The following is a 19,986-nucleotide window of genomic DNA, read 5'->3' as shown; positions in this document are numbered from 1 at the left end:
GGCCCCAAACTATGTTTTGTTATATGCTTTGCGCACCGTAAAGCGGCGCGCATAAAAATGTGCGGGTAAACAGGCGCATCGCAGAAAATCCTGCTATTATCGCAGGTTTTCCGGGGAATGCTGCTAATGACTGCCTTTGTGATCGACGCGTTTGAATTTTGTCGGACCAATGGAAATCGCGACGGTGTAACGCCAGTCGCCGAGATGACCCGGTTGGCCAAGGAAACAGCGGACGCGACCGGCGAGATCGCCTGGAAAGCCGAGGGTGGCACCAGCAAGCATGGTTTCCCGCAGTTGCGCCTGTCGACCAAGGGTGTCGTGCAACTGGTTTGCCAGCGCTGCATGCAGCCGTTTGCCCACGAGTTGGAGTCGTCAACCCTGTTGATGCTGGGTAAGGACGATGCCAATGCGGATGAGATCGAGCAGATCATCGATGATGAATCGATCGACGTGATCGTCGGCGCCCGTGAAATGGACATGATGTACCTGGTGGAAGATGAGGCCCTGCTGGCATTGCCGCACACGCCCCGCCACAAGGAATGTCCGGATACGTCGCTGCTCGACTTTGTGAAGTCCGATACGCAGTCGCCGTTCGCAGGTTTGAAGAACCTGAAAAAATAACCGAATTGTAGTGGTAATAAACGTGTCAAACGCGTGCTTTTGTCGAGTATTGGCATCGTTGTAGTTTGTAGTAAAGGCGTTGGCAAGTGGCTAAGTTACTAATTAATTTACTAACCATTTGCCTTGTGGATACTCGATTCGCATGTATTTGCTGGTCGAATGTGTTAGAATCTTAGAACTTTGTATTAGGAGTCATCATGGCAGTTCAACAGAACAAAAAGTCCCCATCGAAGCGTGGCATGCACCGTTCGCACGATTTCCTGGTTGCACCAAACCTGGCAGTCGAGCCAACCACCGGTGAAACGCACCTGCGTCACCACATCAGCCCGAACGGTTTCTACCGTGGCCGTAAAGTGCTGAAGACCAAAAACGACGAGTAATCGGCGTTTTTACCCAGAATAAAGGCGGTGCGACGTGAGCTTGACTGACGTTACGCCGCTTTTTTCTTTTCTTTCGGCTGGTTTCCAGCCCGTCATCTGTATCCAGCAGGACTGAACGCAATCCGTTCCGGCCCCGCATCTGTCCCACATGACAATAAAAATATCCATCGACTGCATGGGCGGCGATCACGGCCCCTCTGTCACTATTCCGGCCGCCATTTCCTTTTCCAAGCAGCAGCCTGATGTCGAGCTGATCCTCGTCGGCCTGGAAGACGTCATCCGCGCGGAATTGAAAAAACACGGCGCGGAATCGTTGCCGCGTCTCGCCATCCAGCACGCTTCCGAACAAGTCACCATGGACGACCCGCTCGAGGTTGCCCTGCGCCGCAAGAAAGATTCGTCGATGCGCGTGGCAATCGAGCAAGTCAAGGATGGCAAGGCGCAGGCCGCCGTGTCGTCCGGTAATACCGGCGCGCTGATGGCGGTCTCGCGCTATGTGCTGAAAACCATGGCCGGCGTCGACCGTCCCGCCATTTGCAGCATCTTGCCTAATGAAAAGGGCGGCCCCACTTACATGCTCGACCTGGGCGCGAACGTGGATTGCGAACCGCACCATTTGCACCAGTTCGCCATCATGGGGTCCGTGCTGGTGCACGCCATGGAAGGCATTGAAAAGCCGACCATTGGCTTGCTGAACGTGGGTACGGAAGATATCAAGGGCAATGAAGTGGTGAAAGCCACCGCCAAGCTGCTGCAGGCCGACAAGGAACGCGGCGCGCTCAATTACCACGGCAACGTGGAAGGCACCGATATCTTCCGGGGCACGGTGGACCTGGTGGTGTGCGACGGCTTTGTCGGCAACGTGACGCTGAAGGCGCTGGAAGGCCTGGGCCACTTCATGAAGACCGTGATCACCACGGAATTCAAGCGCAACTTCCTGACCATGCTGGGCGCAGTGATTGCCGGTGGCGCCCTGAAGGCCATGAAAAACAAATTCAACCCGTCCCGTTACAACGGCGCCGGCTTGCTGGGCTTGCGCGGCCTGGTATTCAAGAGCCACGGCGGGGCGGATGCCTATGCATTCGAATGGGCGCTGCGCAGGGCGTATGAGGCAGCAAAAAATGACGTGCAGGCCCAGTTGGCGACCATGATCGCCGAGCTGATGCCGCGCGGAGCGGAACCAACGCAAGAGCAGGCGTAAGGCGGGGGGAGCGCCCTGCATTACGCCGGCCCGATTATCTAATGGATGAAACGGCATGACTTTGTACAGCAAAATTATTGGCACCGGCAGTTACCTGCCTGAAAAACGCGTGACCAACCAGGACCTGGCCGAGCAGCTGGCGGCCAAGGGCATCGAGACCTCGGATGACTGGATCGTCAGCCGCAGCGGCATTTCGGCGCGCCACTATGCCGAGCCTGAACAGAATTCGTCCGACCTGGCTGCTCATGCCGCGCGCAAGGCGCTGGACATGGCGGGCTTGCAGGCGGACCAGATCGACCTGATCATCGTCGCCAGTTCGACGCCGGATTTCTTCGGCAGCTTCCCCAGCACCGCCTGCATCGTGCAGCGCAAGCTGGGCATGACCAACCACAGCGCGGCGGTGGACGTGCAAGCCGTGTGCAGCGGCTTCGTGTATGCCGTTTCGACGGCGGACGCGTTCATCCGCGCCGGCGTGCACAAGAATGTGCTGGTGATCGGCGCCGAAGTGTTTTCCCGTATCTTGAATTTCGAAGACCGCACCACCTGCGTGCTATTCGGTGATGGCGCCGGCGCCATCGTGCTGTCCGCATCGGAAGAGCCGGGCATCCTGGCGACCAAATTGCACGCGGACGGCCGCCATGCGGACATCCTCAGCATCCCGGGCAACCTGGCGGGCGGCGCCGTGGCGGGCAGTTCGTACCTGTACATGGATGGCCAGGCAGTGTTCAAGCTGGCTGTCACCGTGCTCGAGCAGGTGGCGCACGAAGCGCTGGACCACGCCGGCATGAAAGCCGAAGACATCGACTGGCTGATTCCGCACCAGGCCAATATCCGCATCATGAAAGGCACGGCGAAAAAACTGCGCATGCCGGAAGAAAAAATGGTGGTCACGGTGGACCAGCACGGCAATACGTCTGCCGCGTCGATCCCGCTGGCGCTCGATATCGCGGTGCGCGATGGCCGCATCAAGAAAGGCGATAACGTGCTGATGGAAGGTGTGGGCGGCGGCTTCACCTGGGGCGCCGTCCTGGCAAGGATGTGATTTCCGCCATGGGCGCGGTAAAATAGCGTCCTCTTTAGAATTAGAGTTCTAAAAGTTGGGATGGCGCGGGTAGTTGTCCTACCATGGCGCGCGGTAGCAATCCTGATAGAAATATGTGGATGCGCGGCCTGAAGGCCTCGCACCCAGGTTAAATATAGAACGAGACTGATCAGATATGAGCAAATTTGCATTTGTATTCCCGGGCCAGGGCTCGCAAGCGATCGGCATGATGGATGGCTTTGCGGGCAACCCGGTGGTGGCGCAGACCATCGCCGAGGCTTCCGATGCGCTGGGTTTCGATATCGGCAAACTGATGGCGGAAGGTCCGAAAGAGGAACTGGACCTGACCACCAATACGCAACCGGTCATGCTGACCGCTGCCGTGGCGGCTTACCGCGCCTGGATCGCCGCCGGCGGCCCGCTGCCGTCGATCGTCGCCGGCCACAGCCTGGGTGAATATTCCGCGCTGGTGGCAGCCGGCGTGATTGCCTTCAAGGATGCGGTGCCGCTGGTGCGCTTCCGCGCGCAAGCCATGCAGGAAGCGGTACCGGTCGGGCAGGGCACGATGGCCGCGATTCTTGGCCTGTCCGATGATGACGTGCGCGCCGCGTGCGCTGAAGCGGCCGCCGGTGAAGTGGTCGAGCCGGTCAATTTCAATGCGCCGGCCCAGGTGGTCATCGCCGGCCACGTTGCGGCGGTTGAACGCGCTTGCGAACTGGCGAAGGCCAAGGGCGCCAAGCGCGCACTGAAATTGCCTGTGTCCGCGCCGTTCCATTCGTCGCTGCTGAAGCCGGCGTCGGACCGCTTGCGCGATTACATGGCCGGCATTGCTTTCAGTGCGCCGCAAATCCCGCTGATCAACAACGTCGATGTCGCCATCGTCAGCGATCCGGTCGCCATCAAGGATGCGCTGGTACGCCAGGCGGCCAGCCCGGTGCGCTGGGTGGAATCGATGCAAAAAGTCGCGGCGGACGGCATCACGCAAGTGATCGAATGCGGTCCGGGCAAGGTCTTGATGGGCCTGGCCAAGCGTATCGACGGCAATCTGGTCGGCAGCGCCATCTATGACCAGGCGACGCTGGACAGCATCATCGCCGCATATAAATAAATAACAAGGATTCACATGACTCTGTCTAATCAAGTTGCCCTGGTAACGGGCGCCTCGCGCGGTATCGGCAAGGCCATTGCACAGGAATTGGCGCGCCAGGGTGCGCGCGTGATCGGCACCGCCACCACCGAAGCCGGTGCGCAAGCGATTTCCGCTTACCTGGCCGAAATCGGCGCCGAAGCCGGACAAGGCATGGTGCTGAACGTCACCGACGCGGCCGCTTGCGCCGCCATCATCGATGACATCGCCAAGGCGCACGGCGCCGTCGGCATCCTGGTCAACAATGCGGGCATTACGCAAGACCAGCTGGCCATGCGCATGAAGGATGAAGAGTGGGATAACGTGATCGCCACCAACCTGACGTCGGTCGGCCGCCTGGCCCGCGCCGTGTTGCGCGGCATGATGAAGGCCAAGGGTGGCCGCATCATCAACATCACGTCCGTGGTGGCGTCGTCGGGCAACCCCGGCCAGATCAACTATGCCGCCGCCAAGGCCGGCGTGGAAGGCATGACGCGCGCGCTGGCCCGTGAAATCGGCAGCCGCAACATCACCGTCAACAGCGTCGCCCCTGGTTTTATCGATACCGATATGACCAAGGCGCTGGGCGAAGACCAGCACGCGGCGCTGCTGACGCAGATTCCGCTGGGCCGTTTGGGCAAGCCGGAAGACATCGCGGCAGCGGTGGCTTTCCTCGCCTCGCCACAGGCCGCTTACATCACGGGCACGACCCTGCACGTGAATGGCGGCATGTACATGAATTGATGAAGATGCGCGGCGTTGGCTGTGCATAGTCGTCATTTAGTAATGATTTCAGTCTAAATAGCACCACATGCTGAAATTAGTTTTTCAGCGCGCAAACCTGATAAAATGCGCGCTTTCCGTAACAAACAAAATGGAGCCATAACATGTCGGATATCGAACAACGCGTAAAAAAGATCGTCGCTGAGCAACTGGGCGTCGCCGAAGCAGACATCAAAAACGAGTCGTCCTTTGTTGACGATCTGGGTGCTGACTCGCTGGACACCGTTGAACTGGTGATGGCACTGGAAGACGAGTTCGAAATGGAAATCCCTGACGAGCAGGCAGAAAAGATCACCACCGTGCAGCAAGCGATCGACTACGCTACCGCGCACGTTAAGGCTGGCTAAGCAGCAGCCACCCGATCTACTCCAGGAGAAATCGCTTGAGTTCTAAAAACCGTCGTGTAGTGGTCACCGGCCTTGGCTGCGTGTCTCCGATTGGCAATTCGATTGCCGAAGCGTGGAGCGCCGCCGTCGAGGGGAAATCGGGGATCGCCAACATTACCAAATTTGATGCGCAGCCTTTTTCTGTCCACTTTGCTGGTGAAGTAAAAGGCTTCAATATCGAGGATTACCTCCCCGGTAAGGAAGCGCGCCATATGGATACCTTTATCCACTTTGGCATGGCGGCCGGCATTCAGGCGGTCCAGGATTCTGGCCTGGTCGTCACCGAGGAAAACGCCGATCGTATCGGCGTGATCATCGGTTCCGGCATCGGTGGCCTGCCGATGATCGAAGAGCAGAAGGAAGACTACGACAAGCGCGGCCCGCGCCGCATTTCGCCGTTCTTCGTGCCTGCGTCGATCATCAACATGATCTCGGGCAATCTGTCCATCAAGTACGGCATGCGTGGTCCGAACCTGTCCATCGTGACAGCGTGCACCACCGGCCTGCACAGCATTGGCGCAGCCGCCCGCCTGATCGAGTACGGCGATGCCGACGTGATGGTGGCCGGCGGCGCGGAATCGACCATCTCGCCACTGGGCATGGGCGGTTTCGCCTCGGCCCGTGCGCTGTCGACCCGCAACGACGACCCCGCAACCGCGTCCCGTCCTTGGGACAAGGACCGCGATGGTTTCGTGCAGGGTGAAGGCGCCGGTGTGATGGTGCTGGAAGAGTACGAACATGCCAAGGCCCGTGGCGCCAAGATCTATGCGGAAGTCCATGGCTTCGGCATGACCGCGGACGCCTACCACATGACGTCGCCACTGGAAGACGGTAGCGGCGGCAGCAAGGCGGTGATTGCAGCGCTGAAAAACTCCGGCCTCAACCCGGACCAGGTGCAATATGTGAACGCCCACGGCACGTCGACCCCGCTGGGCGACCTGGCCGAAGTCGTTGGCATCAAGCGCACCTTCGGCGACCACGCCAAGCAATTGGTGGTCAGCTCGACCAAGTCGATGACCGGCCACTTGCTGGGCGGTGCCGGCGGCCTGGAAGCGGTGTTTACGGTCCTGGCGATTCACAATCAAGTGATTCCGCCGACCATCAACATCTTCAACCAGGACCCGGCCTGCGATCTGGACTTCTGCGCCAACGTGGCGCGGGATGCGAAGATCCAGTACGCCGTGAAAAACTCGTTCGGCTTCGGCGGAACGAACGGCAGCCTGGTTTTCGGCAAGATCTGATGTGAACTAATCCGCACCGCGCCGGTCTGAGACCGGTGCGGCTGCCAAATGGCGCCGGCTTGTCCGGCGCCATTGTCGTTTACGGCTCGCCTTCCTTCATAGTTTCCTCACCGGGGATTGCCATGGGCATTGCCGTGTCGCTGCTGGTGCGCTCATCCCGCCGCTTGCGCTGGCTGCGGGCGGGGCTGGCCGCGTCCGCCGTGGGCGCGCCGCTGGCCAGCTGGCCGCTGGACCTGTTGCCGGACCAGCCGCTGATGTGGCTGGCGGCGCTGATCGGATTGCTTGCGTTGTGCCACCCGCCACGGCGGCTCCGGAATGGCAAGGGCTTCCGGATTGATATTTCGGATAACGGCGCCATCCGCGTGGCGGTATACCTGAATCACAGTCTCCCCGCCGTCATGCCGGCGCCGCAACCGGCCGCCTTGCAGTGCGGCGCCGTGTTGTGGCCGTGGCTGCTCGTGTTGCCGCTGCGCCTGGCCGATGGCCGTACCTTGCGCTTGCTGGTGTTGCGCGACAGCGTGGCGCCTGGCGCGTTCCGTCCCCTGGCGGTGGCGTGCCGGGCTTGCGCGGCCAGGGACCTGTGAAACTTTTGTGGCGCAGCGCCTGCAGGGCCGTCGCCACCGGGGAGCGGGGTGACGACAGAACGCGAAAGCGACCAGTTGCTGGTCGAGCGGGCGCAGGCCGGCGATCGCGGCGCTTTCGACTTGCTGGTGATGAAATACCGGCGCAGGTTGATGCGGCTGCTGAAGCGCGTGGTGCGCGATCCGTTTGATACGGAAGACGTGGTGCAGGAAACCTTTATCAGGGCTTACCGCGCACTCCCGTATTTCCGGGGCGATGCCGCGTTTTACACGTGGCTGTACCGCATTGCCGTCAATACCGCGCGCAATTACATGGCTGGACTGGCGCACCGCGTGAGCACCACCGCGGCCCGGTTCCGCGAGCAGGCCCACGCGCTCGACGAGCAATTGAGCGACAACAACACGCCGGAGTCGGTCCTGGCCAGCAAGCAGATTGCGCTGACGGTCAGTGCCGCGGTCGATGCGTTGCCGCCGGAATTGCGCGTGACCATCGTGCTGCGCGAAATGGAAGGGCTCAGTTATGAAGACATCGCGGAATTGATGGAGTGCCCGGTCGGCACCGTGCGCAGCCGCATCTTCCGCGCCCGGGAAGTCATTGCCGAGCGGCTCGAACCGCTGATCGACAAGGCCTCGGAGGGGCGCTGGTAGGCGGCAAGTGCTGGAATCCCGGCAGGAGCGGCGTCAATCGCAGCAGCGTCTGCTGCGCAGGAAACACTCAACGACATGCATCATGTTCCCTCTTGAAAAAACTTGCATTTCGCAACATCTTGTATGTGCTGCATGCCGGGTTTTTCGCTTACCATGTGCCGACCGGGCGTGCTGAGACCCGACTCCAAACTTGAATTCGATGGATCTTTCTTTCCCATGAAAACGACTTTTTCGACTGGTACCCGCACTACGTTGTCCGCGCTGCTGATCAGCGCAGGTGTCTTGTTTGCTCCCGCCATGGCCGGCCTGGCTCCGGCGGCGCAAGCGGCATCCTCCGCCATCGCCGGCTTGCCCGATTTTGCCGACATGGTGGACAAGGTCGGCCCCGCCGTGGTCAATATCCGCACCACCGAACGCCTGAAGTTGCAAAACAATGCGCCGGGCCAGGTGGACGCCGAAGAAATGCAGGAATTCCTGCGCCGCTTCTTCGGCGGCCAGATTCCGACCCCGCGCGGCCCGCAGGGACAAAGCCCGCGTGGCCGCCGCAACGCGCCGCAGCAGGGCGATGAAGTGCAGCGTGGCATCGGTTCCGGTTTCATCACGTCGCCGGACGGTTATGTGCTGACCAATGCGCACGTGGTCGATGGCGCCGATGAAGTGTATGTGACCCTGACCGATAAACGTGAATTCAAGGCCAAGGTGCTGGGCGCCGATACCCGCACCGACGTGGCGCTGCTGAAAATTGAAGGCAGCAAGTTGCCCAGCCTGACCATTGGCGACTCGAGCAAGATCCGCGTGGGCGAGTGGGTGGTGGCGATCGGTTCGCCGTTCAACCTGGAAAACACGGTCACGGCCGGCATTATTTCCGCCAAGTCGCGCGATACCGGCGATTATTTACCGCTGATCCAGTCCGATGTGGCGGTCAATCCCGGCAACTCGGGCGGCCCCCTGATCAATATGCGCGGCGAAGTGATCGGCATTAATTCGCAGATCGCGACCCTGTCCGGTGGCTATAACGGCATTTCCTTCTCGATCCCGATCGATGAAGCCATGCGCGTGGCCGACCAGCTGAAGAAATCCGGCAAGGTGGCGCGCGGCCGCATTGGCGTGCGCATTGGCGAACTGGGCAAGGAAGTGGCGGAAGCGCTGGGCCTGAAGAACACGCAAGGCGCGGAAGTCACGCTGGTCGAGCCGGGCGGCCCGGCCGACAAGGCTGGCATCAAGGCGGGCGACATCATCATCAAGTTCAATGGCGCCACCGTGAACCGCTCCAGTGATTTGCCGCGCATGATCGGCAACGCCACGCTCGACGCCAAGGCCACCGTCACGGTCTGGCGCAAGGGCCAGCCGGTGGACTTGCCGGTGACTGTGGTGGAGCTGGACAACGAGAAAACCGCCAAGGCCGGCGGCGCGGACAAGCCGCAGCCGGAAGCGGCCAATGCGCTGGGCTTCAAGGTCAACGACCTCAGCGCCGCGCAGAAGAAGGAATTGAGCCTGGACGCGGGCGTGGTGGTGGTGGCGGCGGAGGGTGTGGCGGCCAAGGCCGGCCTGCAGGCCGGCGACGTGCTGCTGCAATTGAATAACATTGAAATCCGCGACGCCAAGCAATTCAACGCCGCCGTGGCCAAGCTCGATCCGAAGAAGGCCCACGTGGTGCTGGTGCGGCGCGGCGAGGTGGCGCAATTCATTTCGCTGCGTCCGGTGCCGGCGTCGAAATAACCTTCATCCAACCCAATGCGGCCCGGCTCGACCGGGCCGTTTTCTCTCATGCACTTCACCCTGTATTCCCGCTCGTATTGCCACCTGTGCCAGGACATGCTGGACGCGCTCAATAAGTTCCAAACGCCGGAGCACCCGTTCACGGTCGACGTCATCGATGTCGATGCCGATGACGCGCTGGTGGCGCGTTTCGATGAATTGGTGCCGGTGCTGTTTGCCGATCTCGACCAACCCGAGTTGTGCCACTATTTTTTAAACGAAGATGCCGTCAAAACGGTGTTAGAGAGCAATAAATAAGCATTTCGACCGGTCGAATAGCCTGCGAAATCGCGTTTCGCCATGCTGCCCCCTTCGAAAACCGGGCTTTCCCCTCTGAAATCCGGTAAAATGCGAAGGTTGGAAAGCTCTTGTTTCCGTGCATAGGAAGTCACAAAAGCGCTCGTCCAGGGGTAGAAATGCTCCGCTCGGAGCGCTTTTTGTATTGCCCCGTTAGAAATTAGCCAGTAAATGTGCCAGTAGCCGCCCTGGATGGCGGCCGTCCTTTTTTAGATTTGTTTAATGAACAACATACGCAATTTTTCCATCATCGCCCACATCGACCACGGTAAATCGACCTTGGCCGACCGCATTATTCAGCTGTGCGGCGGCTTGTCCGAGCGCGAAATGGAAGCGCAGGTGCTCGATTCGATGGATCTGGAACGCGAGCGCGGCATCACCATCAAGGCGCAGACCGCGGCCCTGAGCTACAAGGCGCGCGATGGCCAGGTGTATAACCTGAACCTGATCGACACCCCCGGCCACGTCGACTTTTCCTATGAAGTGTCGCGCTCGCTGTCCGCCTGCGAAGGCGCGCTGCTGGTGGTCGACGCGTCGCAGGGTGTGGAAGCGCAGACCGTGGCGAACTGCTACACCGCGCTGGACCTGGGCGTGGAAGTGGTGCCGGTCTTGAACAAGATCGACCTGCCGAACGCCGATCCACCGACCGCGATTGCCGAGATCGAAGACGTGATCGGGATTGAAGCGGGTGACGCGGTGCACTGCTCGGCCAAGACCGGCCTGGGCGTCGATGATGTGCTGGAAGCCATCATTGCCAAGGTGCCGCCACCGAAAGGCGATCCGGACGCGCCGCTGCAGGCGCTGATCGTCGACTCGTGGTACGACGCCTATGTCGGCGTGGTGATGCTGGTGCGCGTGGTCAACGGCACGTTGAAACCGAAAGACAAGATCAAACTGATGGCAACCGATTCGGTGCAGCTGGTCGACGATGTCGGCGTGTTCGCGCCGCGCTCGGTGTCGCTGCCGCAACTGTCGGCCGGCCAGGTGGGCTTCATCATTGCCGGCATCAAGGAACTGGCCGCCGCCAAAGTGGGCGACACCATTACCCTGGCCAACAAGCCGGCCCCGGCGCCGCTGCCAGGCTTCAAGGAAGTGCAGCCACAGGTGTTTGCCGGCCTGTTCCCGGTCGAGGCCAACCAGTACGATTCGCTGCGCGACGCGCTGGAAAAGCTCAAGCTGAACGATGCCGCGCTGATGTACGAGCCGGAAGTGTCGCAGGCGCTGGGCTTCGGCTTCCGCTGCGGCTTCCTGGGCTTGCTGCACATGGAAATCGTGCAGGAGCGCCTGGAGCGCGAATTCGACCAGGACTTGATCACCACGGCGCCGACCGTGGTGTATGAAGTCGAGTTGCGCGATGGCAGCGTGATCAAGGTGGACAACCCGTCGCGCATGCCGGACACCACCAAGATCAACGAGATCCGCGAACCGATCGTCACGGTCAACCTGTACATGCCGCAAGAGTATGTCGGCTCCGTGATCACCCTGTGTATCGCCAAGCGCGGCGTGCAGATGGACATGAGCTACCACGGCCGCCAGGTCAAGCTGATCTATGAAATGCCGATGGGCGAGATCGTGCTGGACTTCTTCGACAAGCTGAAGTCGACGTCGCGCGGCTATGCGTCGATGGATTACGAGTTCAAGGAATACCGTCCGGCCGACGTGGTGAAAGTCGACATGCTGATCAACAGCGAAAAAGTCGATGCGCTGGCCATTATCGTGCACCGCTCCAATAGCGCGTACCGTGGCCGCCAGGTGGCCGCCAAGATGCGTGAGCTGATTCCGCGCCAGATGTTCGACGTGGCGATCCAGGCCGCCATCGGCGTCAACGTGATTTCCCGTGAAAACGTGAAAGCGCTGCGCAAGAACGTGCTGGCCAAGTGCTATGGCGGCGACATCAGCCGTAAGAAGAAGCTGCTGGAAAAGCAGAAAGCCGGTAAAAAACGCATGAAGCAGGTGGGCTCGGTGGAGATTCCGCAAGAAGCCTTCCTGGCCATCTTACAAGTGGACGAGAAATGACCTTGCAAGCCCTGCTGACCAACTTTGCCCTGATCCTGTTTGTCCTGATGGTGATCACGGGCGTGATCTGGTGCCTGGACGTGTTCGTGCTGGCCAAACAGCGCCGCGCCGCAGCGGACCGCGCTTTGGCCGAGTACGATGCGCGTACAGCCAAACTGACGGCCGATGGCATCAAGCTGGACAACAATACCAACCGTGCGGAAATCGAAGCGGCGCAGTTGCGCCAGCCTACCTGGGTGGAATACTCGGGCAGTTTCTTCCCGGTGATCGCGCTGGTGTTTTTCCTGCGTTCGTTCCTGTATGAGCCGTTCAAGATCCCGTCGATGTCGATGGTGCCGACCTTGCAGGTGGGCGACCTGATCCTGGTGAACAAGTTCACCTATGGTATCCGCCTGCCGATCATCAACAAGAAAATCGTGCAACTGAACGATCCGCAGCGCGGCGACGTGATGGTTTTCAAGTATCCACGCGATATGAGCCAGGATTACATCAAGCGCGTTGTCGGCGTGCCGGGCGACAAGATCACGTATGAAAACAAGCGCCTGACGGTGAATGGCAAGCCGGTCGAGTACACCGCGCTGGAAGATTACCTGAACGAGGAAAGCCTCACGTATTCCAAGCAGTTCAAGGAAAACCTGACGGGCGCCGACCACCGCGTGATCGTCACGGAAGCGGCGCCGACCGTGAACTTGTCGGATGTGAAAGACTTCCCGCACAGTGAGGCGTGCACTTATCGCTACGAAGGCTTTACGTGTGTTGTGCCTGCCGGCAATTACTTTATGATGGGCGATAACCGCGACAATAGCGCGGACAGCCGGTACTGGGGCTTTGTCCCGGACAAGAATATTGTCGGTAAAGCATTCTATGTCTGGATGAACCTCGGCAACCCATTGAAGCGGATCGGCAGTATCCAATAAGGAGGGCGCAAGATGCGTGGCAAGCACAAGCAGCAAGGTATTTCCCTGGTCGGCCTGATCCTGGCTATCGCCGTTCTCAGCATGGTTGGTTTGCTGGCCGCGAAAGTCTTGCCCACGTATTCGGAATTCCGCGCGATCCAGGGCGCCATCGTGAAGGCCAAGGCCGACAGTACGACGCCGAAGGAAATCATCGATTCGTTCAACAAGAGCGCAGAGGTGGGTTACATCTCGTCGATCACCGGCGCGGACTTGTTGATCGAACGGGAAGAGGGCGGCCTGGAAGTCAGTTTCGCCTACGACAAGAAAATTCCGCTGGCCGGTCCGGCCAGCCTGTTGCTGGAATATAACGGCACCACGTCGAAATCAGGGCAAGCCGCCGCCAAGCCCAAAACAGAATAAAAATCCATGAATTTACAGTTATTGCAAACCCGTCTCGGCTACACCTTTCACAACGACGCCTTGCTGTTGCAGGCGCTGACGCACCGTAGCCACAGCAGTTTGCATAACGAACGCCTGGAATTCCTGGGCGACTCCATCCTCAACTGCGTGGTGGCGTCGATCCTGTACGAACGCTACCTGAGCGTCGATGAAGGCGACCTGTCGCGCCTGCGCGCCAACCTGGTCAAGCAGCAATCGCTGTATGAAATCGCGCAAAAGCTGGAATTGTCGCAATTCCTGCGCCTGGGCGAAGGCGAATTGAAGTCGGGCGGTTTCCGCCGCCCATCGATCCTGGCCGATACGCTCGAAGCCATCCTCGGCGCGATTTTCCTGGACACGGGCTTTGACAGCGCGGCGAAAGCCATCCGCGCGTTTTATATCCCGATCCTCGACAGCGTCGATCCGCGCACCCTGGGCAAGGATGCCAAGACCTTGCTGCAGGAATTCTTGCAGGCGAAGAAAATTTCGCTACCGCAGTACAATGTGGTAGCGACCCATGGCGCGGCGCACAGCCAGGAATTTGAAATTGAATGCCTGGTGCCGAAACTTGGCATCCAGGTCTATGGCCGCGGCGGCAGCCGCCGTGCCGGTGAACAGGCTGCCGCCAAACTGGCGCTGGAAGTTGCGGAACAGGCTATGCAAAAGACGCCCACAGCTAGCCGCAAACCGCGTCAGCGGGGCGCCCAATTGAAGCTGGCGGGCATCGCCACGATCCAGGGGCAGTCGGATCCATCCAGCGACCAGGCCGTCGACGTGGCGAAAGACGGCAAAGCAGTCAAACAGTAAAGAAGGTCAACATGAATACCCCAACCACTCCCACGGCTTTTCGCTGCGGCTATATCGCCATTGTCGGCCGCCCTAACGTGGGCAAGTCGACCTTGATGAATACGCTGATCGGCGCCAAGGTCAGCATCACGTCGCGCAAGGCGCAAACCACGCGCCACCGCATTACCGGCATCCAGACGCTCGATGATGCGCAATTCATTTACGTCGACACGCCGGGCTTCCAGACCCGCCATGCGAATGCGCTGAACAAGACGCTCAACAAGACGGTCACCAATACGCTCGATTCGTCGGACGTGATCCTGTACGTGATCGAAGCCGGCACGTTTGGCCCGGCCGACCAGCAAGTGCTGGACCTGCTGCCGAAGCAGGTGCCGGTGATCCTGGTCATCAATAAATCCGACCGCAGCAAGGATAAAGCCGTGCTGTTGCCGTTCGCGCAGCAAGTGGCGGCCAAATACGATTTTGCCGCCGTGGTGCCGGTCTCGGCCAAGCTGCGCTTCCAGCTGGACGGGCTGCAAAACGAGATCAAGCGCCTGCTGCCGGAAAACGCGCCGATCTTTGACGCGGACGACATCACCGACCGCAGCGAGAAATTCCTGGCATCGGAAATCGTGCGTGAAAAACTGTTCCGCTTTGTCGGCGACGAATTGCCGTACAAGAGCACGGTGATCATCGAGCAGTTCGAACAGGAAGGCAACCTGCGCCGCATCTTTGCCGCCATCCTGGTGGAACGCGATACGCACAAATCCATGGTGATCGGTAACAAGGGCGCGCGCCTGAAAGAAGTCTCGACCCAGGCCCGCCAGGACATGGAAAAACTGTTTGGCGGTCCGGTCTACCTGGAAATCTGGGTCAAGGTGAAATCCGGCTGGGCCGACAACGAAGCGGGCCTGCGCGCGTACGGTTACGAGTAATTCCATCACCACGATGTCCATCATTGACGAGCCTGCCATGTCACAACTGGGGTCAGACCCCGGTAGTGACATAGCGGGCTCGTCTGTTTCTCAGGCGGCCACACCGCCAGCCCAGCCAGAGCCGGCGGCGCCGGCCGCCCCGATGGCCGTGGCCGCCCCGGTGCAAAAGCGCGCCCGCGCGCCCAGCCGTGAGCGCACCATCGGCACCCGCGTCGCCGGCCAGCCGGCCTTCGTCCTGCACAGCTACCCGTACAAGGAAACCAGCCTGATCGTCGATATGCTGACGCGCGACTATGGCCGCGTGGCGCTGATCGCGAAGGGCGCCAAGCGGCCCCATTCGCAATTGCGCGGCGTGCTGCAAACCTTCCAGCCGCTGTCCGCCAGCTGGACCGGCAAGAATGAATTGCGCACCCTGACCGACGCGGAATGGGTCGGCGGCATGCTGCCGCTGGAACGCACCGCGCTGCTGTGCGGCTTTTATTTGAATGAATTGCTGGTGAAGCTGCTGGCGCGCGACGATGCGCATCCGGCACTGTTCAACCATTACGTCGCGACCTTGAACCAGCTGGCGCATAATGAACCCGCGCCCATCGTGCTGCGCAAGTTCGAGCGCGCGCTGTTGAAGGAAACCGGCGTCGCGGCCGATCTCACGCACTGCACCGGCACCCGCCAGAAGGTGAAAGCGGGGCAGATGTACGTGGTGGACCCGGAGCGCGGCCCCCGTCCGGAACAGGCGGGCGACCTGTGGCCGCGTGTCAATGGCAAGACCTTGCTCGACATGGAGCGCGAAGATTATCAAGACACGGCGACGCAGGCGCAAAGCAAGCAATTGATGCGTTTCCTGCTGGCGCATCACCTGGGCGGCGCACCCCTGAACACGCGCCAGATATTAATCGACCTTTCTCAGTTATAGATACCATGAGCTTCCTCTACCCATCCGGCCCGGTGATCGACCTGGGCGTCAACATCGACCACGTGGCCACCTTGCGCAATGCGCGCGGCACGGTCTATCCCGATCCGATCCGCGCGGCGCTGTTGGCCGAGCAGGCCGGCGCCGATTGCATCACCCTGCACCTGCGCGAAGACCGCCGCCACATCAAGGATGCCGACGTGATTGCGCTGGCGCCGCAACTGGTGACGCGCATGAACCTGGAAGCGGCGGTCACCGCCGAGATGCTGGACTTCGCGTGCAAGATCAAGCCGGCCGACGTCTGCCTGGTGCCGGAAAAACGCACCGAAGTCACGACCGAGGGCGGCCTGGATGTCGTCGGGCATTTCGCCGACGTGCAAGCGGCCGTGCGGCAATTGCAGGCCGAAGGCATCCGCGTCAGCCTGTTCATCGACGCCGATGAACAGCAAATTGCGGCCGCTGCCGAAGCCGGCGCGCCGGTGATCGAACTGCACACGGGCGCCTACGCCGACGCGCAGGGCGCGGACCAGTTGAAGGAACTGGAGCGCATCAAGGCCGGCGTCGCATGGGGCGTGCAAAAAGGCTTGAAGGTCAATGCCGGCCATGGCCTGCATTACACCAACGTGCAGGCGATTGCCGCGATTCCCGGCATCGTGGAACTGAACATCGGCCACGCCATCGTGGCGCACTCGGTGTTCGTCGGCTGGGAAAACGCCGTGCGCGAAATGAAGGCCATCATGACGGCCACCCGCCTGGGCGCCAAATGATTGTTGGCATCGGCACCGATATCTGCAAGATTGCGCGCATCGCGGAATCGGCCGGGCGCAGCCAGCGCTTTGTGGAAAAGGTGCTGGGCCCGGAAGAACTCGCGCAATACCAGTTGCGCGGCGAGCGCAGTCCGGAGCGCGCCACGCGCTACCTGGCCACGCGCTGGGCGGCCAAGGAAGCGCTGGGCAAGGCGCTCGGCACCGGCGTGGTGCCGCCCATGACCCTGGCCACGGCGCAGGTCTTGAACAACCCGTCGGGCAAGCCGGAATTCGTGTGCAGCGGCGCGCTGGCCGACCACCTGCGCGTGCATGGCCTGTCCGCGCAAGTGACGGTCAGCGACGAGGCCGACTATGCGGTGGCGTTTGTCATCGTGGAGCGGGTGGCCGCGCAGGTGGCCGCGCAGGTGGCTGGATCCGCGCCGTAATCAAACCGTATAAATAGTATGAACGACGAAGCCAACAAGCCCGCGCCGGACGCGCCAGCAGTGGATGCACGCCAGCATGTGCTCGACACCGTGGCCAAGCTGCCCGGCTTGCCGGGCGTGTACCGTTATTTTGACGCGGCGGACAACGTGCTGTATGTGGGCAAGGCGCGCGACCTGAAAAAACGCGTCTCGAGCTACTTCCAGAAGACCCTGTCGAGTCCCCGCATCGCCATGATGGTGGAGCGTATCGCGCGCCTGGAAACCACGGTGACGCGCAGCGAAGCGGAAGCGCTGATCCTGGAAAACAACCTGATCAAGGCGCTGCAGCCGCGTTTCAACATCCTGTTCCGCGACGACAAATCGTACCCGTACTTGAAAATCACCAGCGGCGATGCGCCGCGCATGGTGTATTACCGCGGCGCGGTCGACAAGAAGAACCAGTATTTCGGTCCGTTCCCGAATTCGTGGGCGGTCAAGGAATCCATGCAGATCCTGCAAAAGGTTTTCCAGATCCGCACCTGCGAAGACAGCGTGTATGCCAATCGCACGCGTCCCTGCCTACTGCACCAGATCGGCCGCTGCAGCGCGCCCTGCGTGGCCGCCATCACACCGGAAGACTACAAGCTCGACGTCGATAACGCCGCGCGTTTCCTGCGCGGACGGCAGACCGAGGTGATGGAAGACCTGGAAAAGAAAATGATGGCCTTTGCCGCCGACCTGAAGTTCGAGCAGGCGGCCGCCGTGCGCAACCAGATCCAGTCGCTGTCGAAGGTGCTGCACCAGCAAAGCATGGAGACCACGGGCGATGCGGACATCGACATCATTGCCGTCATCGTGCAGGGTGGCCGTGCCTGCGTCAACCTGGCCATGGTGCGGGGCGGACGCCACCTCGGCGACCGCGCCTACTTCCCGACGCACCTGGGCGACGCGGCCGCCATCGCGGAAGCCGCGCCGGAAGTCGAGGTGCTGTCGGCCTTCCTGGTCCAGCACTACACGGAAAAGTTCATCCCCGGCACCCTGATCCTGAACATCGAATACGACCAGCCGGAATTGATGCTGGCGTTGCAGGAACAGTGCGGCCACCGCATCCACCTGATCTTCCAGCCGCAGGGCCAGCGCCGCCAATGGCTGGAACTGGCGCAAAAGGGCGGCGAGATCGCGCTGGCGCGCCTGCTGTCGGAACAGGGTTCGCAGCAGTCGCGCACGCGCGCGCTGGCCGACGCGCTGAACCTGGAAGCGGACGACCTGGAAACCATCCGCATCGAATGCTTCGATATTTCGCACACCCAGGGCGAAGCGACGCAAGCGTCGTGCGTGGTGTTCCATCACCACCAGATGCAAAATGGCGAATACCGCCGCTACAACATCAACGACATCACGCCGGGCGACGATTACGCCGCGATGCGCCAGGTGCTGACGCGCCGCTACGAGAAAGTCGCGTCGTCCGAAGGCGTGATGCCGGACGTGGTGCTGGTGGACGGCGGCAAGGGACAAGTGGAAATGGCGCGGCAAGTGTTGTCGGAACTGGGCCTGGACATCAGCCTGATTGTCGGCGTGGCGAAAGGCGAGGGCAGGCGGGTTGGCCTGGAAACGCTGATCTTTGCCGATGGCCGCGCACCGCAGGAACTCGGCAAGGAATCGGCGGCCCTGATGCTGGTGGCGCAGATCCGCGACGAGGCGCACCGCTTTGCGATCACCGGCATGCGCGCCAAACGCGCCAAGGCGCGCCAGACGTCGCGGCTGGAGGAAATCGAAGGTATCGGCGCCAAGCGCCGGCAAAAATTGCTGACCCGCTTCGGCGGCTTGCGCGGGGTGATGAATGCCAGTGTGGACGATTTGAAGTCGGTGGAAGGGATATCGAGCGCGCTGGCAGAGGAAATTTACCGCCAGCTGCACTGAGTCCGCGCCACACGCAATGCGCTTGCTGGTGCTAAGCCGTGTTGCAAGGTAGACTAGCGGCGCGTCTATAACAACTATTAAATTTCTACCGCAGTCTTATGCCTTTCAATATTCCGATTCTGTTGACCTGGTTGCGCGTTGCCTTGATTCCCCTGGTGGTCGGCGTGTATTTCCTGCCCCAGGCATGGCTGCCACTGGCCGACCGCAACATGGCCGCAACCCTGGTGTTTATCGTGGCCGCCGTCACCGACTGGTTCGACGGCTTCCTGGCCCGCCGCTGGAACCAGACCTCGGCCTTCGGCGCCTTCCTCGACCCGGTGGCGGACAAGCTGATGGTGGCCGGCGCCTTGCTGGTGCTGACGCAACTGGACCGCTGCAACGCGATCCTGGCGTTCATCATCATTGGCCGCGAAATCACGATTTCCGCCTTGCGTGAATGGATGGCGCAAATTGGCGCCTCGAAGTCGGTGGCGGTCAACTCCATTGGCAAGATCAAGACCGCCGCGCAAATGACGGCGATCCCGCTGTTGCTGTACCACGACATCCTGTTCGGCGCCATCGACACCCAGTTCTGGGGCGACAAACTGTTGTGGATCGCCAGCGTGCTGACGGTGTGGTCGATGTTCTACTACCTGCAAAAAGCGTGGCCGCTGATCAAAGAGAAAAGTGGCAATCTTTGAAGAATTGAAATAAATCGTTTACTCGACCTTGACAGGTTTTTTCCAGCCTCTATAATGCTTGCCTGTTGTTGATGACAACGCGCAGCAAGAACGAAGCGGGAGTAGCTCAGTTGGTAGAGCGCAACCTTGCCAAGGTTGAGGTCGAGAGTTCGAGACTCTTCTCCCGCTCC

At 60.7% G+C, this 19,986-nt stretch carries 22 protein-coding genes and 1 tRNA gene; all 23 read left to right on the top strand.

Going from position 1 to position 19,986, the window contains the following annotated elements; genetic code table 11:
- Window positions 1-126 precede the first annotated feature (126 nt).
- The 23 genes from AC1RRC_RS31955 (at window position 127) to AC1RRC_RS31845 (ending at window position 19,984) form a co-directional block, all read left to right on the top strand.
- A complete protein-coding gene (locus tag AC1RRC_RS31955; RefSeq protein ID WP_493059869.1) occupies window positions 127-621 on the top strand; it encodes a YceD family protein in 495 nt (164 codons plus the stop codon).
- Between the two features lie 197 nt (window positions 622-818).
- Window positions 819-1,001, top strand: a complete 183-nt coding sequence (gene rpmF, locus AC1RRC_RS31950; RefSeq protein WP_028104096.1) for a 50S ribosomal protein L32 — start codon at window positions 819-821, stop codon at window positions 999-1,001.
- Window positions 1,002-1,149: 148 nt separating this feature from the next.
- Entirely contained in the window at window positions 1,150-2,202 is a 1,053-nt protein-coding gene (gene plsX / locus AC1RRC_RS31945) for a phosphate acyltransferase PlsX (protein ID WP_493059868.1), read from the top strand.
- 55 nt (window positions 2,203-2,257) lie between these two features.
- Window positions 2,258-3,244: a beta-ketoacyl-ACP synthase III gene (locus AC1RRC_RS31940; RefSeq protein WP_493059867.1), complete on the top strand. Its 987-nt coding sequence runs from the start codon at window positions 2,258-2,260 to the stop codon at window positions 3,242-3,244.
- A 175-nt stretch (window positions 3,245-3,419) separates the two neighbouring features.
- Entirely contained in the window at window positions 3,420-4,352 is a 933-nt protein-coding gene (fabD, locus tag AC1RRC_RS31935; RefSeq protein ID WP_493059866.1) for an ACP S-malonyltransferase, read from the top strand.
- A gap of 15 nt (window positions 4,353-4,367) precedes the next feature.
- Window positions 4,368-5,114 carry a 3-oxoacyl-ACP reductase FabG gene (gene fabG, locus AC1RRC_RS31930; protein WP_493059865.1) on the top strand — a complete coding sequence of 249 codons (747 nt, stop codon included), beginning with the start codon at window positions 4,368-4,370 and terminating at the stop codon, window positions 5,112-5,114.
- A gap of 143 nt (window positions 5,115-5,257) precedes the next feature.
- Window positions 5,258-5,500: an acyl carrier protein gene (gene acpP / locus AC1RRC_RS31925; protein ID WP_155438763.1), complete on the top strand. Its 243-nt coding sequence runs from the start codon at window positions 5,258-5,260 to the stop codon at window positions 5,498-5,500.
- 35 nt (window positions 5,501-5,535) lie between these two features.
- On the top strand, window positions 5,536-6,780 hold the full coding sequence (gene fabF, locus AC1RRC_RS31920; RefSeq protein ID WP_493059864.1) for a beta-ketoacyl-ACP synthase II: 1,245 nt from the start codon (window positions 5,536-5,538) through the stop codon (window positions 6,778-6,780).
- A 122-nt stretch (window positions 6,781-6,902) separates the two neighbouring features.
- Window positions 6,903-7,364 (top strand): protein YgfX, encoded by a 462-nt coding sequence (locus tag AC1RRC_RS31915; protein WP_493059863.1) that lies wholly within the window; start codon window positions 6,903-6,905, stop codon window positions 7,362-7,364.
- A gap of 48 nt (window positions 7,365-7,412) precedes the next feature.
- A complete protein-coding gene (gene rpoE, locus AC1RRC_RS31910) occupies window positions 7,413-8,009 on the top strand; it encodes an RNA polymerase sigma factor RpoE (protein WP_493059862.1) in 597 nt (198 codons plus the stop codon).
- 216 nt (window positions 8,010-8,225) lie between these two features.
- Complete coding sequence (locus AC1RRC_RS31905; RefSeq protein ID WP_493059861.1) at window positions 8,226-9,728, top strand: Do family serine endopeptidase; 1,503 nt, start codon at window positions 8,226-8,228, stop codon at window positions 9,726-9,728.
- A gap of 48 nt (window positions 9,729-9,776) precedes the next feature.
- A complete protein-coding gene (locus AC1RRC_RS31900; RefSeq protein ID WP_493059860.1) occupies window positions 9,777-10,025 on the top strand; it encodes a glutaredoxin family protein in 249 nt (82 codons plus the stop codon).
- 261 nt (window positions 10,026-10,286) lie between these two features.
- Entirely contained in the window at window positions 10,287-12,080 is a 1,794-nt protein-coding gene (gene lepA, locus AC1RRC_RS31895) for a translation elongation factor 4 (RefSeq protein ID WP_493059859.1), read from the top strand.
- Window positions 12,077-12,997 (top strand): signal peptidase I, encoded by a 921-nt coding sequence (gene lepB / locus AC1RRC_RS31890; protein ID WP_493059858.1) that lies wholly within the window; start codon window positions 12,077-12,079, stop codon window positions 12,995-12,997. The genes lepA and lepB overlap by 4 nt, the downstream gene beginning before the upstream one ends.
- A gap of 12 nt (window positions 12,998-13,009) precedes the next feature.
- Window positions 13,010-13,396: a DUF4845 domain-containing protein gene (locus AC1RRC_RS31885; RefSeq protein ID WP_493059857.1), complete on the top strand. Its 387-nt coding sequence runs from the start codon at window positions 13,010-13,012 to the stop codon at window positions 13,394-13,396.
- A gap of 6 nt (window positions 13,397-13,402) precedes the next feature.
- Entirely contained in the window at window positions 13,403-14,221 is an 819-nt protein-coding gene (gene rnc / locus AC1RRC_RS31880; protein ID WP_493059856.1) for a ribonuclease III, read from the top strand.
- Window positions 14,222-14,232: 11 nt separating this feature from the next.
- Window positions 14,233-15,135 (top strand): GTPase Era, encoded by a 903-nt coding sequence (era, locus tag AC1RRC_RS31875; protein ID WP_493059855.1) that lies wholly within the window; start codon window positions 14,233-14,235, stop codon window positions 15,133-15,135.
- A gap of 142 nt (window positions 15,136-15,277) precedes the next feature.
- Window positions 15,278-16,048: a DNA repair protein RecO gene (gene recO, locus AC1RRC_RS31870; RefSeq protein ID WP_493059854.1), complete on the top strand. Its 771-nt coding sequence runs from the start codon at window positions 15,278-15,280 to the stop codon at window positions 16,046-16,048.
- A 5-nt stretch (window positions 16,049-16,053) separates the two neighbouring features.
- Window positions 16,054-16,812 (top strand): pyridoxine 5'-phosphate synthase, encoded by a 759-nt coding sequence (gene pdxJ, locus AC1RRC_RS31865; protein WP_493059853.1) that lies wholly within the window; start codon window positions 16,054-16,056, stop codon window positions 16,810-16,812.
- Window positions 16,809-17,237 (top strand): holo-ACP synthase, encoded by a 429-nt coding sequence (acpS, locus tag AC1RRC_RS31860; protein WP_493059851.1) that lies wholly within the window; start codon window positions 16,809-16,811, stop codon window positions 17,235-17,237. The genes pdxJ and acpS overlap by 4 nt, the downstream gene beginning before the upstream one ends.
- 18 nt (window positions 17,238-17,255) lie before the next feature.
- Entirely contained in the window at window positions 17,256-19,136 is a 1,881-nt protein-coding gene (gene uvrC / locus AC1RRC_RS31855; protein ID WP_493059849.1) for an excinuclease ABC subunit UvrC, read from the top strand.
- A gap of 98 nt (window positions 19,137-19,234) precedes the next feature.
- Window positions 19,235-19,816, top strand: coding sequence for a CDP-diacylglycerol--glycerol-3-phosphate 3-phosphatidyltransferase (gene pgsA / locus AC1RRC_RS31850; RefSeq protein WP_493059847.1), 582 nt, complete (start codon window positions 19,235-19,237; stop codon window positions 19,814-19,816).
- A 95-nt stretch (window positions 19,817-19,911) separates the two neighbouring features.
- Window positions 19,912-19,984 (top strand) — tRNA-Gly (locus AC1RRC_RS31845).
- Window positions 19,985-19,986 lie beyond the last annotated feature (2 nt).

Source organism: Pseudoduganella sp. GW821-FHT12E03, assembly GCF_058807115.1.
This window is presented reverse-complemented; position numbering and strand designations above follow the sequence as displayed.

Coding starts and splice junctions, on each gene's coding strand:
- AC1RRC_RS31915 (WP_493059863.1), top strand. CDS start 6,903: ATGGGCATTGCCGTGTCGCTGCTGGTGCGCTCATCCCGCCGCTTGCGC.
- rpmF (WP_028104096.1), top strand. CDS start 819: ATGGCAGTTCAACAGAACAAAAAGTCCCCATCGAAGCGTGGCATGCAC.
- AC1RRC_RS31905 (WP_493059861.1), top strand. CDS start 8,226: ATGAAAACGACTTTTTCGACTGGTACCCGCACTACGTTGTCCGCGCTG.
- plsX (WP_493059868.1), top strand. CDS start 1,150: ATGACAATAAAAATATCCATCGACTGCATGGGCGGCGATCACGGCCCC.
- era (WP_493059855.1), top strand. CDS start 14,233: ATGAATACCCCAACCACTCCCACGGCTTTTCGCTGCGGCTATATCGCC.
- AC1RRC_RS31900 (WP_493059860.1), top strand. CDS start 9,777: ATGCACTTCACCCTGTATTCCCGCTCGTATTGCCACCTGTGCCAGGAC.
- AC1RRC_RS31885 (WP_493059857.1), top strand. CDS start 13,010: ATGCGTGGCAAGCACAAGCAGCAAGGTATTTCCCTGGTCGGCCTGATC.
- acpP (WP_155438763.1), top strand. CDS start 5,258: ATGTCGGATATCGAACAACGCGTAAAAAAGATCGTCGCTGAGCAACTG.
- AC1RRC_RS31955 (WP_493059869.1), top strand. CDS start 127: ATGACTGCCTTTGTGATCGACGCGTTTGAATTTTGTCGGACCAATGGA.
- fabD (WP_493059866.1), top strand. CDS start 3,420: ATGAGCAAATTTGCATTTGTATTCCCGGGCCAGGGCTCGCAAGCGATC.
- pdxJ (WP_493059853.1), top strand. CDS start 16,054: ATGAGCTTCCTCTACCCATCCGGCCCGGTGATCGACCTGGGCGTCAAC.
- AC1RRC_RS31940 (WP_493059867.1), top strand. CDS start 2,258: ATGACTTTGTACAGCAAAATTATTGGCACCGGCAGTTACCTGCCTGAA.
- acpS (WP_493059851.1), top strand. CDS start 16,809: ATGATTGTTGGCATCGGCACCGATATCTGCAAGATTGCGCGCATCGCG.
- uvrC (WP_493059849.1), top strand. CDS start 17,256: ATGAACGACGAAGCCAACAAGCCCGCGCCGGACGCGCCAGCAGTGGAT.
- lepA (WP_493059859.1), top strand. CDS start 10,287: ATGAACAACATACGCAATTTTTCCATCATCGCCCACATCGACCACGGT.
- rnc (WP_493059856.1), top strand. CDS start 13,403: ATGAATTTACAGTTATTGCAAACCCGTCTCGGCTACACCTTTCACAAC.
- fabG (WP_493059865.1), top strand. CDS start 4,368: ATGACTCTGTCTAATCAAGTTGCCCTGGTAACGGGCGCCTCGCGCGGT.
- recO (WP_493059854.1), top strand. CDS start 15,278: ATGGCCGTGGCCGCCCCGGTGCAAAAGCGCGCCCGCGCGCCCAGCCGT.
- pgsA (WP_493059847.1), top strand. CDS start 19,235: ATGCCTTTCAATATTCCGATTCTGTTGACCTGGTTGCGCGTTGCCTTG.
- lepB (WP_493059858.1), top strand. CDS start 12,077: ATGACCTTGCAAGCCCTGCTGACCAACTTTGCCCTGATCCTGTTTGTC.